Origin of the sequence: Granulicella sibirica (assembly GCF_004115155.1) — a bacterium.
Lineage (GTDB): Bacteria > Acidobacteriota > Terriglobia > Terriglobales > Acidobacteriaceae > Edaphobacter > Edaphobacter sibiricus.
In genome coordinates, this window is record NZ_RDSM01000003.1 from 252,450 (window position 1) to 266,590 (window position 14,141).

General features: G+C 60.8%; 10 protein-coding genes. 6 read left to right on the forward strand and 4 right to left on the reverse strand.

Annotation, left to right across the window (positions count from 1 at the left end; translation table 11 throughout):
• Positions 1–3 precede the first annotated feature (3 nt).
• On the reverse strand, positions 4–3,024 hold the full coding sequence (locus tag GRAN_RS17875) for a sensor histidine kinase (protein ID WP_161571028.1): 3,021 nt from the start codon (positions 3,022–3,024) through the stop codon (positions 4–6).
• A 151-nt stretch (positions 3,025–3,175) separates the two neighbouring features.
• Here GRAN_RS17875 and GRAN_RS17880 point away from each other — a divergent pair, with 151 nt between their 5' ends.
• Both GRAN_RS17880 and GRAN_RS17885 read left to right on the forward strand, forming a co-directional pair.
• Entirely contained in the window at positions 3,176–3,550 is a 375-nt protein-coding gene (locus GRAN_RS17880; RefSeq protein WP_128914418.1) for a hypothetical protein, read from the forward strand.
• 68 nt (positions 3,551–3,618) lie between these two features.
• A complete protein-coding gene (locus GRAN_RS17885; protein ID WP_128914419.1) occupies positions 3,619–4,260 on the forward strand; it encodes a response regulator in 642 nt (213 codons plus the stop codon).
• Positions 4,261–4,272: 12 nt separating this feature from the next.
• Here GRAN_RS17885 and GRAN_RS17890 read toward each other — a convergent pair whose 3' ends face one another.
• The gene (locus tag GRAN_RS17890) at positions 4,273–4,719 is read right to left on the reverse strand and encodes a MarR family winged helix-turn-helix transcriptional regulator (RefSeq protein ID WP_128914420.1); all 447 of its coding nucleotides are present in this window, start codon (positions 4,717–4,719) and stop codon (positions 4,273–4,275) included.
• An 81-nt stretch (positions 4,720–4,800) separates the two neighbouring features.
• On the opposite strand from GRAN_RS17890, the gene GRAN_RS17895 reads away from it, so the two are divergent.
• On the forward strand, positions 4,801–7,266 hold the full coding sequence (locus GRAN_RS17895; protein ID WP_128914421.1) for an ADOP family duplicated permease: 2,466 nt from the start codon (positions 4,801–4,803) through the stop codon (positions 7,264–7,266).
• A 37-nt stretch (positions 7,267–7,303) separates the two neighbouring features.
• Here the strand turns inward: GRAN_RS17895 and GRAN_RS17900 are convergent, their stop codons facing one another.
• Positions 7,304–9,715, reverse strand: coding sequence for a winged helix-turn-helix domain-containing protein (locus GRAN_RS17900; protein ID WP_128914422.1), 2,412 nt, complete (start codon positions 9,713–9,715; stop codon positions 7,304–7,306).
• A gap of 173 nt (positions 9,716–9,888) precedes the next feature.
• On the opposite strand from GRAN_RS17900, the gene GRAN_RS17905 reads away from it, so the two are divergent.
• From GRAN_RS17905 to GRAN_RS25575, 3 genes are all read left to right on the forward strand, one after another.
• Positions 9,889–10,404 carry a hypothetical protein gene (locus GRAN_RS17905; protein WP_128914423.1) on the forward strand — a complete coding sequence of 172 codons (516 nt, stop codon included), beginning with the start codon at positions 9,889–9,891 and terminating at the stop codon, positions 10,402–10,404.
• 89 nt (positions 10,405–10,493) lie between these two features.
• The gene (locus GRAN_RS17910) at positions 10,494–11,336 is read left to right on the forward strand and encodes a hypothetical protein (protein ID WP_128914424.1); all 843 of its coding nucleotides are present in this window, start codon (positions 10,494–10,496) and stop codon (positions 11,334–11,336) included.
• Positions 11,337–11,418: 82 nt separating this feature from the next.
• Positions 11,419–11,565, forward strand: coding sequence for a hypothetical protein (locus GRAN_RS25575; protein WP_161571029.1), 147 nt, complete (start codon positions 11,419–11,421; stop codon positions 11,563–11,565).
• A 254-nt stretch (positions 11,566–11,819) separates the two neighbouring features.
• On the opposite strand, the gene GRAN_RS17915 is transcribed toward GRAN_RS25575, so the two are convergent.
• Positions 11,820–14,054: a GH92 family glycosyl hydrolase gene (locus GRAN_RS17915; RefSeq protein ID WP_128914425.1), complete on the reverse strand. Its 2,235-nt coding sequence runs from the start codon at positions 14,052–14,054 to the stop codon at positions 11,820–11,822.
• Positions 14,055–14,141 lie beyond the last annotated feature (87 nt).

Here is a 14,141-nt window from a genome sequence, read left to right on the forward strand (position 1 = left end):
GGCTTATACCGCTGTCCGGGTGAGGGCGTGCTTCGCGGTTTGGACGGAGTAGGCCGTGGCAGCGGAGACGGTGATCTCTACCTCGGTGCCAGCGCCGGGTGTGCTCCAGATATCGAGTTTCGCGCCGATGCGGGCTGCGCGTTCCTTCATGCCGGTGACACCCCAATGGCCGGCGGGTGATCCCGCGTCGAGTTGCTGCCTGCTCATGCCCTTGCCATTGTCGCGGCAACGCACGCGCAGGTGGGTCGAGCCGTAGCTGATCTCTACCTCAATGCGGGTCGCGGCGGCGTGCCGGAGAGCGTTAGTGATGGCCTCGCGACCGACGCAGTAGACTTCGTCGTGGACGATGGTTCGCAGGGGCCTTGGCTCTCCTTCGACGAGGACCTCGATGGGAGCGGCGTTCCTGGCGCGGACCAAAGAGCTGACCTGCGCGAGGGCCTGGGGCAGGTCGGTCGCCGTGCTCTCTTCGGAACGGAGAGTGCGGACGCGCTCGCGGCCTTCATTGATGACAGCTTCGGCGCGGTCGAGGGTCTTCTCGAGAAGGGCGCGGGCGGGCAGATCGTCCGGGACTTCTTCAATATCGGAGTGGAAGCAGAGGATGAGCCCCTGCACGCCTTGCAGGAGGGTGTCGTGCAGGTCGCGTGCAATGCGGACTCGTTCCTGCGCGCGTTCTTCGAGGCGGCGCCTTAGCTGGTTGGTTGCGTAGTCGAAGCGCATGCGAAAGGCGATGCGGAGGAGAAGGCCGAGGGCGAGGAGACAGAAGGCAACAAACCACCAGCGTTGATAGAACGCCGGGAGGACGACGAACTGGAGAGGCCGGTCCGCTTCGCTCCAGATGCCGTCTCCGTTGGATGCGGCGACGTGGAAGGTGTAGGAACCGGGTTTGAGGTTGGTGTAGACGGCTTCGGTGCGGGTCCCTACGTCCTCCCATGCCTGGTCCTGACCATCGAGACGATAGCGGTAGGAGACTCGCTCCGGCGCGCTGAGATGAGCGCCGAAATAGCGAATGCGCAGAGTGTGCTTGCCGGGCTCGATGGTGGGGTGCGGTTCGTACCGGGGGGTTTCATTATCGGTGAAGGCCTGGATGGAGGTGATCGCGGGAACGGTATCGCGGTGGACACGGTCGGGATCGACGTAGACGGCTGTCGATGAGGTCGCGATCCAGATGCGGCCGTTGGGAGCGATGACCGCTGTGGGTAGCTCGTAGCCCTGGTAGGCGAAGCCGACGATGCCGTCCCCCGAGAAGTGCTCCGACTGCATGCGGTAGCTGGGCCAGGTGATTCCTTTCGCGAGCTCCTCGGAGGGGATGCGAAAGACGCCGCGTGCGCCATTGAGCCAGAGATCGCCGCGATGATCTTCAACCAGGCCGGAGACGCCCTGTACTGCGTCCGGATCGAGCGTGGCGAGAGATTGAAAGTGGTCTCCATGCAGGACGGCGATGCCGTGAGCGCCTCCGGCGACAACGCCTTTGTGCATCGCGAGGATAGCCTGCACGTTGCCGACGCCGGGGCTGGCATCGACGGGAAATGTTCTGCCCGCCGAACCGTCGAGCATGCCGATCTTGTTATCGATATAGCCCGTCCACACGCGTCCGGCGCTGTCCTGCGAGATGGCGAGAGGCGTTTCGTCGGGGAAGCCGGGAACTTCAATTTTCGTCCACGCATCGCTGCTATGACGCCATAAGCCGCTTCGCGCGCACGTGGCGTAGAGGTTATCGACGTCGCCGACCATCTGCACTACGCAGTAGAAGAGGTGAACGGGAGGCGCCGGGAAGCTGCGTTCGACGCCGTTCCTGAGGGAGACGACCTTGCCGACGCGGCTGTACCAGATGGTATTGTTGCGGTCGCAGTAGAGGCCCCAGAGTTCGCCGAGGCTGTGGTGGGTGATCCTGTCCCCGACGACGGAGACAAGGAAGTCTCCGCTGCCCATCCAGACCTCCCCGTTGGGGCAGGCGGTGACGCCGACGTCGCCCTCGATCGTCGGGTCGGGCAGGCGCGTGAGGGTGGGCATGCGGAAGCGGTCGAGGCCGCGCGTGGTTCCGGCCCAGATGGTGCCGCTTGCGTCGCGGAAGACGGTGAAGGAGCCGATGCCAGTGAGGCCGGCCTGCTGATCGAAGGTCTGAACATCGTGGCTGGTGCGCTGGATGAGCCCGGATCGCTGGAGCCCCAGGCCGGAAGCCGAGAGGCGCTGCACGCCGTTGCGACTGCTCGCGACCCAGAGGTCTCCGGTGGGGTCGAGCGCGATGCTTGAGGCTTCGACGGGGAAGGTGAGGGGCTTCGATGTGGGATGGCCGGGTACGGAGAGCCGCCGCACGGACGCGACGGGAGCGAGGACATCGGCCCAGAGGCTACCGTCCGCCATCTCGACGATCTCGGCGAGACTGCCGACGTTCTCCTGCGTCTTCCGTGGGACTGTGCTTCCCGGGGGGACAAACCAAAGCCACGATCGCGTCGCGATCCAGAGGGTGCCGGCGCGATCGAAGAAAAAATGGCTCACCTCGCCGACTTCTTCGCTATGTGGCAGCGCTTCGACCCAGCGGTCTCCAAGCTGACGGTAGAGGAGGCCGTGGCTCAGGACCCACATGGAGTTATCCGGCGCCTGCAGCATTTGAACGACGGCGACGCCGGGCAGGCCGTCCTGTCCGCCAAAGATACGGGGATGGCCGTCGCGAATGCGGATGAGGTCCTTAAGCCACGGGGCGACCCACAACGCGCCGCCACGGTCGATGTAGACGCTTCGCATCTCGATGGAGGGAAGGGTCGGGTCGCTTGCGGGCGGGAGATAGAGGCTGAAGTGTAGGCCGTCGAACTTGTAGAGGCCGCCACGTGTTGCGAGCCATAGGGTTCCGTCGCGATCCGCGGCGATACCATTCACGCCGATTGGTGCGCCATCGCGGGCGGTCCAGGCGGTATGGTCCAGTTGCTTCAGGGTCAGATCGCGCGGGAGAGAGTCCGCGCGCGCGTGACCAAGCGCCAACGCCAGCAGACAGGCGAGTTCCCGGATGCGGGTTCGAACGCGCAACACGCTGGATACCATACGGTGGCCGGGCCTTTCGATACCCAAGTATAGGTCTCGAGCCTGCGCCAGCTAGTACACGAAAGGACTACCGCACGGGGGCTCTAAAGCAGTTCTGATATCTAGCCCAGAGTCGGTAGCCTTTTCATGGATGTGGAGTATGCAGAGACTTTTTGGTACCTTTCCTGATCGAGGCGCCGGGGCGGCGCTCGTGTTGCTGCGCTTGACGGTAGCTGTCGTTCTGGTAACTCACAATTCGTTTTGTCCTTCGCCGGAGTCCGAGGTGCTGTTGGCACTCTCGCGCATCGCGGCGGGTTTCATCGTACTCGGGCTCTTCACGCCGATCGTTTCGATGGCGGCGGTCCTTCTTTCGCTCGCCGCGCTTTGGCTGTGCACAGAACCGCTTGGCAGCGCGCTGTTGATCGCTATACTGATCTCCATCGCGCTCCTGGGAGCCGGGGCTTACTCCGTCGATGCGAAGCTGTACGGGAGACGCCGGCTCGTGGTGGTCCGTGGAGACAACAAGATGGGCTGATTGCCGCGAAGCCTGCGGCGGTCTCTCCCGGTGCGCGACCACCGCTAGTTTTCCCGAGGCAAGATGCCATGAGTACGACACCTTCTCCTGCGAAAAAAATTCGGATTCTCACGGTCGACGATCATCCCCTGATCCTTGAAGGGATCGCGAACGTACTGCAGAAGCAGGCGGACATGGAAGTTGTCGGCGAGGCCGCGGATGGGCATGAAGCGATCGAAGCGTATGCCAAGCACAGGCCAGATGTGATGCTCATCGATCTGCAGATGCCGGGAATCAACGGGATCGACACGATCATCCAGATCCTCGAGAAGTGGCCGAATGCCCGGTGTGTGGTGCTGACAACGTATGCGGGGGATGTGCAGGCGGCGCGTGCGCTCAAGGCTGGCGCGAAGGGCTATCTGCTAAAGAGCATGCTGCGCAAGGATCTGGTCGACACGATCCGGATCGTTCACTCGGGCAAGACCCGCATCCCGCCCGAGATCGCTTCGGAGCTTGCGAATCACTTCAGTTCGGATGCGCTTTCAGCGAGGGAGATCGAGGTGCTCCGCATGGTCGGCGAGGGGTGCTCGAACAAGATCGTCGCCGATCATCTGCACATCGCGGAGGATACGGTAAAGGGACACATGCGCAGCATCCTCTCGAAGCTGAACGCGAACGATCGTACGCACGCCGTGATGATCGCGGTGAAGCGCGGCTTTCTTGAGGGATGATCGGCGCTTCGCTTAGGCGAGTGCGCGCAGGCCCTGCCTGAGGCTCTCGGGTTGTCCTGCGGGGAGAGTGGCTTCGACCTCTGCGTGGGTTTGCTCCCAAATAGGCAAGGCGGAGGCTAGTACATTCTTTCCTTCGAGCGTCAGTTCGAGATTTCGGCTGCGACGGTCAGACGGGTCCGGCGTGATGAGGACGAGATTGCGGCGCACGAGCGGCTTGAGAGCGGCGGTGAGGGTGGTCCGGTCCATCGCGAGCAGATCCGCGACGCCTGCCATAGGCGCGGGTTTGGGACGATTGAGCGACATGAGGATGGAGAACTGGCCGTTCGTCAGGTTCACGGGCCGAAGGGCAATATCGAACCTCCTCGCCAGAGCTCTTGCGGCTCGCTGTACGTGAAGGCACAGGCAGCAATCGCGAACCATCAGGGTTGTTTCGTAGGGGACGGTATTTGGCCTTGACATCGTCTCTAATATGTTGATATCAACGTTCAAAGTCAAGAGCGCCCAACTAAACGGAACCAGGGCATCCGTTGGAGCACACCTATGTCGTTCCTCCACGATCTGAAAATTGCACTGCGGTCTCTTGCGAGAGCTCGCACGTTGTGGATCACCGTCGCGCTGACTCTGGCTCTTGGCATTGGGGCCAATGCAGCCATCTTCAGCGTGGTCAGGTCTGTACTCCTGCGGCCACTGGCGAATCGGGATGAAGACCGCCTGCTCTATCTGCGGCAAAGTGCCCCGGGACTCGGCAATGAGAACACGACTTTCTCGGTGCCGGAGATCCAGGACCTTGGGCGTGACCTCAAGACGGTCACGGAGCTTGGAACGGTCTCCGCGATCGACTTCAGCCTCGTGGGTCTGGGAACACCCCGCGAGATTCACGCCGCAGTCGTCGACGGAAGTTACTTCGAGGTGATGGGGCTGCGGGCGGTGGCTGGCCGCCTCCTGACAACTGCCGATGACGGTCCGAATGCAGCGGGCGCAGCGGTGCTGACCTACCGTTTCTGGACGAACACGTTGCACTCGGATCCAGGCGTGATCGGAAAGACGGTACGGCTTGAAAGTTCGATGGGCGCGCGGCCAGCGGTGATCGTAGGGGTTCTGGAGCAGTCGGTGCCGTATCCCGTGGAGACGGACCTGATTGCGAATCTCGTCACGAGCCCGCACCATCTCTCCGCGACGATGGTCACGGGGCGAGAGCATCGGATGACCGAAGTGTTCGCGAGACTGGCTCCGGGCGCTACGCTCGAGGCCGCGCGTGCGGAACTCAGCACGACCCACGCGGCGATCGTCGCCGCGCATCCCGAGGTCTATAAGGCTGCGGATCGCTACAAGATCAACGTGACGCGGATTCATGATCAGATCAACTCGCGCGCCAATACGGTGCTGTGGGTGCTGTTTGCAGCAGCGGGCCTATTATTTGTGATTGCCTGCTCGAATGTTGCGAACCTTGTGCTGGCGCGAACGGTTCGGCGTGAATCGGAACTGGCGGTGCGTTCTGCTCTTGGAGCGAGTACGGCAGCGCTGCGCCGTTCGCTGCTCGCTGAGAGTTTGATCCTGTGCGGGAGTGGTGCGCTGGCGTCGCTGCTTATCGCAGCACCCATGGTGTCGGTGCTGGCGCGATATGCTTCGCGGTTTTCCGCGCGCACAGATGACCTGACACTCGACTTCAGCCTCGTATGGTTTGGCATCGCGCTGGCGCTGATTGCGGCAGTGTGCCTTGCGTTTGTTCCGAGGCTGCCGTCTGGAAGCGCATCACAGAACTTCACGCTCAGCAATGGTGTCCAGCGGGCCGTCAGTGGAAGCAGCCGGCGTCTTCGCATCTTTGCCGTAACGCAGATCGCCGCATCGTTTCTCCTGCTGATCGGGGCGTGCGCGTTGATGCGGATCCTTTTCGTGTTGGAGAAGACTCCGCCGCCGTTTGCTACGGCTAATGTGCTGGCGTTCAACCTGCCGGTGATGACGTTCGGACGGACGCCTCAGCAGGTGAATGACTTCTATCGCGAGGTGCAGCGCCGCGTCGGCAACCTGCCGGGAGTGCAACAGGCGTCCCAGGGCTTCAGCACGCCATGGCGCGATGTGCGGGGGCTCGATATCAACTTCATGTTCGCGGTCGACGGGGCGAAGCGCGCCAACGGCCAGGACGATCTGCGGGCACGGTTCCGGCCCATATCGCCTGGGTTCTTCGAGACGCTTGGAATGCCTCTGCTTGAAGGACGCAACTTCAAGGATTCCGATCGTGAAGGTTCGGAACGGGTGGTCATCGTCAGCAAGAGCGTCGCGCAGGCGCTGTTTCCTGGCCAGTCGGCGCTGAACCGGGACTTGCGGTGGACGGATGGGGTGATCAAGTTCATCGGCATCAGCGGTGAGCCGAGAAGGATCATTGGGGTCGTGCCTGATTTGGACGATGAGAACATCATTCCTGCTCCCGCCATGGCGGTGTATCAGCCGCTCGATGAGGAACAAGGGTGGAACGGCCGGCTCTTCGTTCGCACGGAACATGATCCCTACTCGCTTGTTCCGCTGATTGCTCGCACCATTCACCAACTCGACGCAGATCAGCCGGTCGAACGGGCAAGCACACTCGCGGATATCCGTGCAGAGGTCCTAACTCCGGATCGCCTGAATGCTATTGTGTTCGGTGGATTCGCAGGAGTGGCTCTGTTGATCTCCGTGGTGGGAGTTGCGGGTGTGCTCGCGTTCTCTGTGAGCGGGCGGACACGCGAGTTTGGAATCCGCATGGCACTCGGTGCTCCGCCGCGCAGCATTCTTACGGATGTGCTGCGGGAGGGCCTGATCATGGCAGGCATTGGCGTGGGAGCGGGTGTGCTGCTTGCTCTCGTGCTTCCGGTTGTGATCGGCTCGTACATTGCCGAGGTGAAGATACCGGGCGTGCTTGCTTTCGTGGGATCAGCACTGGTGATTCTGGCTGCGGCAATCATCGCGTCGGCGGTGCCGGCTGCTCGCGCAGCGAGGGTCAATGCGGTAGAAGCTCTGCGAGCCGAGTAGCTCGCTGCCGCGCAGACTTTACCACCATCGGGCTTCGTTATTCCGCTCGCGGACTCCCTCGCAGCCCTCGCATTCGTCGCACAGGGGCAAGAGCTTCAGCGGATACAGGCCCTTCGACGAGCGATGCGGATGTGAGGGGAATATCCGCATCCCGCCATATTCGATGGAACTCGTTGTAATCGTCTCTAGCCTTCGATAGATCTCCTGCCTGTTCTTCGGCCTTCGCGAGGCTTAGTCTTGCAAGAGGGCCGACGATGTAGTTCCGCGTCACACCGCGGTGGTCGAGAATGGTTCGAAAGGCCGCCGCGGCTTCGTTAGTCTGGCCGGAGGCAAGGTAGGCCTGCCCAAGGGTATAGAGGGGCACCATAGAGAGATTCCCGCTCATCATGTAAGGAGAGGCTGGGGCGAGCGCTTCGACGGCACGGCGCGCCTCCTCGTGCGACTTTCCCTTTCCCAGCAGTCCGCAGGCGTTGATCGTGGCTGCCGCGATCTGTGCGAGCGTATCGGTGGGGTAGCGCTTGCTCATATCTTCCGCGATATGCTGTCCCTCTACGCGGTCGCCGGCGAGCGCATCCGCCATGCCGGCAAGAGATTCAACGCCGGAGCTATTGGATAGGGCGAGAGCGGCTTTCGCCTTCTGTTGAGCGACTATGCTGTTGCCGGCGAGTGCCTCCTGCAACGCAGCCTCCCCGAGGTATCCGGCGGCATCCTCGGAGTTCTGTTCGCGCATCACGGCCTGCACGGCTTGATTGTTCAGCGAGCGGGCCAGGGCGAATTTGCCAAAGTAACTCGCCGTGACCGACTCAAGCTCGAGCATGTTGCCGTCCCAACCGGGCTGAGACCGGACATACGAGGCCTCAGACGCCATCGCGGCGCTGTCGTTCTGCAGGAAGTAAATCTCATAAAGGTAATAGTGATGGACCGGGCTATCGACATGATGAGCCAACGCATCCATGAGCACGGCCTTTGCTTCTTCTGTGCGATTGAGAAACATCAGGGTCGTGGCGAGCCGGGCAGCATTGCCGGTCGGCGTGCCCGGACTGTTCTTTACGATCGTTTCCACCAGGGGAAGAGCGCGCTCGTACTCTCCAGTCGTGAGATAGAGCTTTAGAAGATTTGGACCGGGATCTCCATCGTGCGGGTACGTCTCGGACCAGGTTTCGAGGATCTTGCGTGCGGCACTCAGGTTCCCGGTGGCGTATTGCTCGTAGTGCGATTCAAGGTAGAGCCTCTCACGGTCGCTCACCCGTCCACGGAGATCGTACGCCCGGCGGGTGGCATCAACGCCTTCCTGGCTGGAGTCGCAGACTCCAAGATGGCTATATGCCATCGCGAACTCAGGATCATCAGCGATCGCCTTCTTGAAGAAGGCGATCGCCGGCAGACAGTCCCCCCGAACCTGCGCTTGAATGCCGAGACCGTATGCTTCAAGCGCGTCGAGTGATCCCGTCGTGATGTCCTGGGGCGGCGCATCGTACTTTTGCAGTGATGGCAGGGATTCGCCAAGCCTGCGGCGGAGCTTGCCGGCAGCAATACCAAGTGCCCGCAGAACATGCTCCTTACTGTCAGCGGTTTCCTGGTCCTGGGCCAGAACATCACCGGTCCGGCACTGGAGTGCCCTCAGCCCAAGCACATACTGGCTGCCGAGTTTCGCGACGGATCCTTCGATCAAGGCAGCGCTGCCGGTACGTTCACAGACCTGCCGGGCCAGGTTCGGTGTGAGGCTTGCCTGCGCAGGCCGGGCCATGAGCTTCATTGTCTGCGCAATACGTGCGTCCGAGATCACCCCGAGGTTCGGGGACTGCTCCAGCTCGGCGGAAAGGCCTTGGTTCAGGGCCGCGTCGAATGCCGGATCCCCGGTGCTGTTCTCGAAGGTGGCAAGGACTACGTTGCCCAGGAGAGTCGGCTTCGGCTTTTGCCGCAGATACCAGATGCACAGAGACGCTGCTGCCGAGAAAAGGAGAGCGATGCCAACGGCGAGCAAGATTCGTTGCGGATGGGTGGAGCGTCCGACAACTTCCCAAACTGCATTCTGAACCGCTGCGCCCCCAGGAAATGCTGCGGCACTCTCGTCGACGCTCGGTCGCGATTCAGCTTGCGCCGAGACCGGAAGGGAGTCTGCAACCTCTGTGAAGACCGGGTTAGCCGCGAACTGGTATCCCTCACCAGGGACGGTGACGATATATCGAGCTTGCCCCGGTTGCTCGCTGAGCGCCTTGCGCAGGAGAAAGATGCTCTGCGTTAGGTTGGCCTCTTCGACAAAGGACTTCGGCCAGACAGCACTCATGAGTTCGCGCTTGGTAAGGAGTCTGCGCGGGTTCGTAACAAGGTAGAGAAGGAGTTGAAAGGCTTTCTGCGGGACCGGAACGGGTATGCCGGCTCGGCAAAGTTGACGCCGGACAGGATCAATCAGGAAATCGTCGAACTGATAGAAGCCCAGCTTTTCCATAGGGATACAGGCGATTGAGAACGATTGAGACAAATTGATTGGTCAACGCGGCGAATTCCGGCGAATGTGTGCGTGTCGAATGCATTGCATGCGTCGATGCACGACAACGCTACCAGCCGCCGGAGGCTCGGGCAATAGCCGAACGTGGCCGGCCCTGCCACGAAGGAGTGTCCATGAAGTCCCGCCAGTTATCCCTTTTCGCCCTAAGCCTCAGTTTGTTTCTCCCCGCCACCTTGCACGCCGCCAGGAAAGATGCGTGCAGCTTGATTGCATCCTCCGACGCCCAGGCTGCGCTCGGCGAACCAGTCGGTCCTTCAAAGGAAGAGAACCGCAGCTATGGAAAGGGCGAGGCGACCTCGTGTCAATACCGCTCCACGCTGGGATCGGCACTTCGCGGCAAATCGGTGTCTCTCGAGGTGCGCTACAGCGATGACGATCTCACCGGGAGCGCCAAGGGCATCGCCGAGAGTCTCCAGTCAGCTGGCTTCAAAGATGTCCACCTGGTCGCAGGTGCTGGATCCGCCGCTGTCTGGGGCAGCAACTCGATCCTCGGCCGGACCCAGGGCGAGCTTACCGTCATCCAGGGAAAGTCCGTGATGCTGATCATCATCATCAGCGGCATTCCCGACGAAGCGGATGCGATCTCGAAAGCGAAAGCCATGGCCCTCAAGGCATTGGCGAGTGTATGAGCACTACCCTCGAGCCCCATCGTCCATTGTTCGTCTCTAACTGCCGCAAGGATCCTCCATTCGCGGCCTCACTTACAGAAAGGATCGCTATGGCCACCTTCCCAATTACAGTAGACGCCACGGCTCTCAGTAACACGGCTTACCTGATCATTGGTCCGCCTACCGGCTTTAACATCTTCCCGCCGAACTCATCAGCATTGGGCTGGACGGCAAATTCACAGGCCTATACCGTCTCCATGGAGACGGGAGACTATCTCTTCCAGATCGAGTCTGGCGGGGTCAACAGCTTTCACTTCCAGATCTCTGCGACTGGGACAATTACCTACGCGGCGGAGTATGCTGCGTTCCTCTCCGGTGAAGGAACAAGCGAGTTGCGCGTCCTGGGTTACAAGGTGCAACTCGATGCGAGATACATCACGGGCCAGGTTTTCTGGTCCGGTAACCTGGCGATCGATAACAACAACCTCCCCATTCCTCTGGAGACTTTTAACTTGATACCCCTCGACACCTATAAGGTGTCAGCCTCGGACGAGAATGACTGGGCTTTTGGGGTCGACAATACCGGCAAGGTCTTTTACGACCAATCGTTCGACTACGCGCAGGGCGGATTCCTTCAAGGCGCAGGAACCACGAAGCTTACACTTCTTGGTTACCCGCTCCTCATCGACGCACGTAACGCCGGCGAAGCGGGCGTGAGAATCAGTTCCGATACCGGTGTGCCCTTTGCCACATCCGGAGTCACCTATGCCAACCTGTTACCCGGCTGCATCTATGTGCTCGAGTTTGAAGACGGTGTTCTGTCGAGCGCGACCTTCCGCTTTAGCGATGTGGGAGTACTTACCCTGACGCATCAACTGCCCTGGGTACTCTCGCTGGATAAGTTTCACGGTGTGCCAAGACTCACCGTGAATCGTGTGACGCTCGCACACTGAAGCGTCCGAGAAGTAGTACCCCGGCAGCATCACGATCACGTTGCTATAAACCTTGTCACTCAAACCATGAAGGAGAGTCACCATGTCCGTTCCTAACGACGCAATAAACGCCGAGAAGCCCATCCAGCCCCGCAAAGACACTGACGAGCTAAACGACAAACAGCTCGATGAGGTCTCCGGTGGTCTCAACCCGCAACCCGAGCCTCCAGGACGTCATTTCAAACACTAAACACAGAGCACAACAGTTGACGTATGACTGGCAGCCCTGCGGTGTGGCCGCTCCCGATTCGCCCGGCAGAGAAGACGGCCGCCGGGAGCCGCCGCGAACGCAGTCCTACGCGGCTTCTAACCCGGACATCGAAGGGTGGGAAATGGATGCTTTGCTTCCTCCTTTCCGGTGGCAGTGGCCGAATCTCACTGTCTCAACAGCCGCCCTGGCAAAGAACACGCGGCAAACGATCTAAGCGGCCTGCTTCAGTTGCACTATGAGAAGAACTGCAATCGGCCACCGGCCATCAACTCCGTATGAGGGAGGGTAGAAGCATTCACGGCACGGCCGTTCCAAAGCACCTTGGTAGTCAACTGACCCGGCTTCGCCGCCTCTATGTGAAGGCTGCGTCCCTGGCCGAGGTGAACCGTAGAGGAAGGGAAGTAAGCCTGACCGAGGGTGTACTCCGGCTTGCCCGGACACAGCGGATAGAAGCCTAGCGCGCTGAAGATATACCATGCCGCCATCGAACCAGTATCTTCATCTCCTGCGAAGGCGTCGGGAGTGTAGAGCTCGTTCATCACTTTATCGACCCAGAAGCGCGTGCGATCTGGCCTGCCCGCCGCCGCAAACAGGTAGAGCACATGATGCACCGGCTGGTTGCTATGGGCGTACTGCCCAAAGTGAACGGCCGCCATCTCGGACATCTCGTGGATCTCGTCTCCGTAGGAGCCTACATTGAACTCGGACGACATCGTCACCATCTGCTCAAGCGCGGCAACAACCTTCTCTTTGCCTCCCATGCCCTCAAACAGAGCGTCCATGTCATGCGGGACGTCCCAGCGATGCTGCCAGGCCGAACCCTCAACATACGGGTCGCCCCACGTGATCGGATCGAATGGCTCGAGCCATTGACCAGCCACTGTCTTGCCGCGCAGGAAGCCAGTCTTCGTGTCAAAAAGTTGACGCCAGTTCTGCGAACGCTTGAGGAACATCTCCGCGTCGTCCCGCTTGCCGAGCGCAAGTGCCACCTGTGCAATGCAGAAGTCGCCGTATGCCGCATCGACCGTCTCTGCGGCCGATTGGCTGACTAAACCAGCCGGACAGAAGCCATACTTCAGGTACTCCTCCAGGCCACGCCTGCCGTAGCCCGCGTCTGGATTGCCTCGCTCGGTCGCATGCTTCTTCAGACCGGCGTATGCGGTCGCGAGATCGAACCCTGGGAGCTTCTTCGCGGCGGCATCGCCAAAGATGGAATCAATGAGGCTGCCCGTCATGCAGGCGCGATAACCCGGGCATGGAAATTGCGGCAGCCATCCGCCTTCCTTGTACACGTTCACCCAGGCCTGCAGAATTTCCGCAAGTCGTTCGGGAAACAGGAGAGTCATCAACGGATACCACGCCCGATACACATCCCAGTACCCGTGATCCGCGAACATCATGCCGGGGATCACCTTGCCGTTATAGGGGCTGCGATGCTGCATGGTCCCATCCGCCGCTGGCTCGTGCCAAATGCGCGGAAAAAGCAGGGTGCGATAGAGGCACGAGTAGAACGTTCGCCTCTGATCCAATGTGCCGCCATTAATCTCGATGCGGCCCAGCAGCTCGTTCCACACCGTTGCGCCTTCTTTGCGGAGAGTCTCAGCGGACTTCGTGCCAAGCTCAAGCGTTAGATTGCGCCGAGCTTGCTCGAACGAGATGAAAGACGTGGCAACACGCACTTCAATCGTCCGAGCAGCGCCGCCGAAGTAAACTAACCCCGAACTCTGCCCCTTTAATGCCTTGAGCTCGAACTTCAACCAGGGTTCCGAGAACTGGAGTACATAGTAAGTCGCGAAACCCTCCGGAACTCCGCCCTGATTCTTGGTCGAGGTAAACGAGATGCTATGGCTCGACTCATCCGGTTGGCAAAGAGCGGTCTCGTCTCCCGGGATGTCGAAGAGCCATCCAGGATCAGCTTTGCTAAAGCTCGCCGTCAACAGGGCACAGCGCTCCGTCGGGATCAACTCCGCATCGATCCCATAGCGCAGGAGGCGGAGCCGCATGGAGTGCGGTGAGAGGTGCGACTCCTCCGGCCGAAACGAGCTTGCTCGCGCTCCGGGCTCCGGCTTGATGTTGCCGGAGAAAGGCAGGAAGACCGCGTGACCATAATCTCCAAGCCAAGGGCTGAGCTGATGGGTTGCGCGAAAGCCCTGGATTCTTCTTTCACCCGGTTGGAACATCCATGAGTTCCCGGCCCGAGACTGCAACGTCCAGTGCGCCATGCCAAATGGCCGCGCCGCGATGGGCAGGGTGTTGCCACGCGAGAAGACCGGCGTAGAGTCGGTACCCTGCAGAATATTGACCATCGAGACCAGGTCCGATGGCAGGGCTGCGGGATCGCGCGGATGGTCTGATGCCCTCGCATCGCGACCTCCGCTTCCTGTTACGGCGGCGGCGACGGCCAGGCCAGTGGACTTTAGAAAGGAGCGGCGTTTCAGCCGCAACGACGGAAGTGTGGACTCGTTCAAGCACCTGACCTCATGCTGCAAGCATAACGCCTCAGGCGAGACCGGAAAGAGGACCGATTCATCTCGGTCGCGCGTCGATCGAAGTCT

Excerpts from the sequence above, each read along its gene's own strand:
- GRAN_RS17885 (WP_128914419.1), top strand. The coding sequence starts at position 3,619 with ATGAGTACGACACCTTCTCCTGCGAAAAAAATTCGGATTCTCACGGTC.
- GRAN_RS17895 (WP_128914421.1), top strand. The coding sequence starts at position 4,801 with ATGTCGTTCCTCCACGATCTGAAAATTGCACTGCGGTCTCTTGCGAGA.
- GRAN_RS17890 (WP_128914420.1), bottom strand. The coding sequence starts at position 4,719 with ATGTCAAGGCCAAATACCGTCCCCTACGAAACAACCCTGATGGTTCGC.
- GRAN_RS17900 (WP_128914422.1), bottom strand. The coding sequence starts at position 9,715 with ATGGAAAAGCTGGGCTTCTATCAGTTCGACGATTTCCTGATTGATCCT.
- GRAN_RS17905 (WP_128914423.1), top strand. The coding sequence starts at position 9,889 with ATGAAGTCCCGCCAGTTATCCCTTTTCGCCCTAAGCCTCAGTTTGTTT.
- GRAN_RS25575 (WP_161571029.1), top strand. The coding sequence starts at position 11,419 with ATGTCCGTTCCTAACGACGCAATAAACGCCGAGAAGCCCATCCAGCCC.
- GRAN_RS17880 (WP_128914418.1), top strand. The coding sequence starts at position 3,176 with ATGCAGAGACTTTTTGGTACCTTTCCTGATCGAGGCGCCGGGGCGGCG.
- GRAN_RS17910 (WP_128914424.1), top strand. The coding sequence starts at position 10,494 with ATGGCCACCTTCCCAATTACAGTAGACGCCACGGCTCTCAGTAACACG.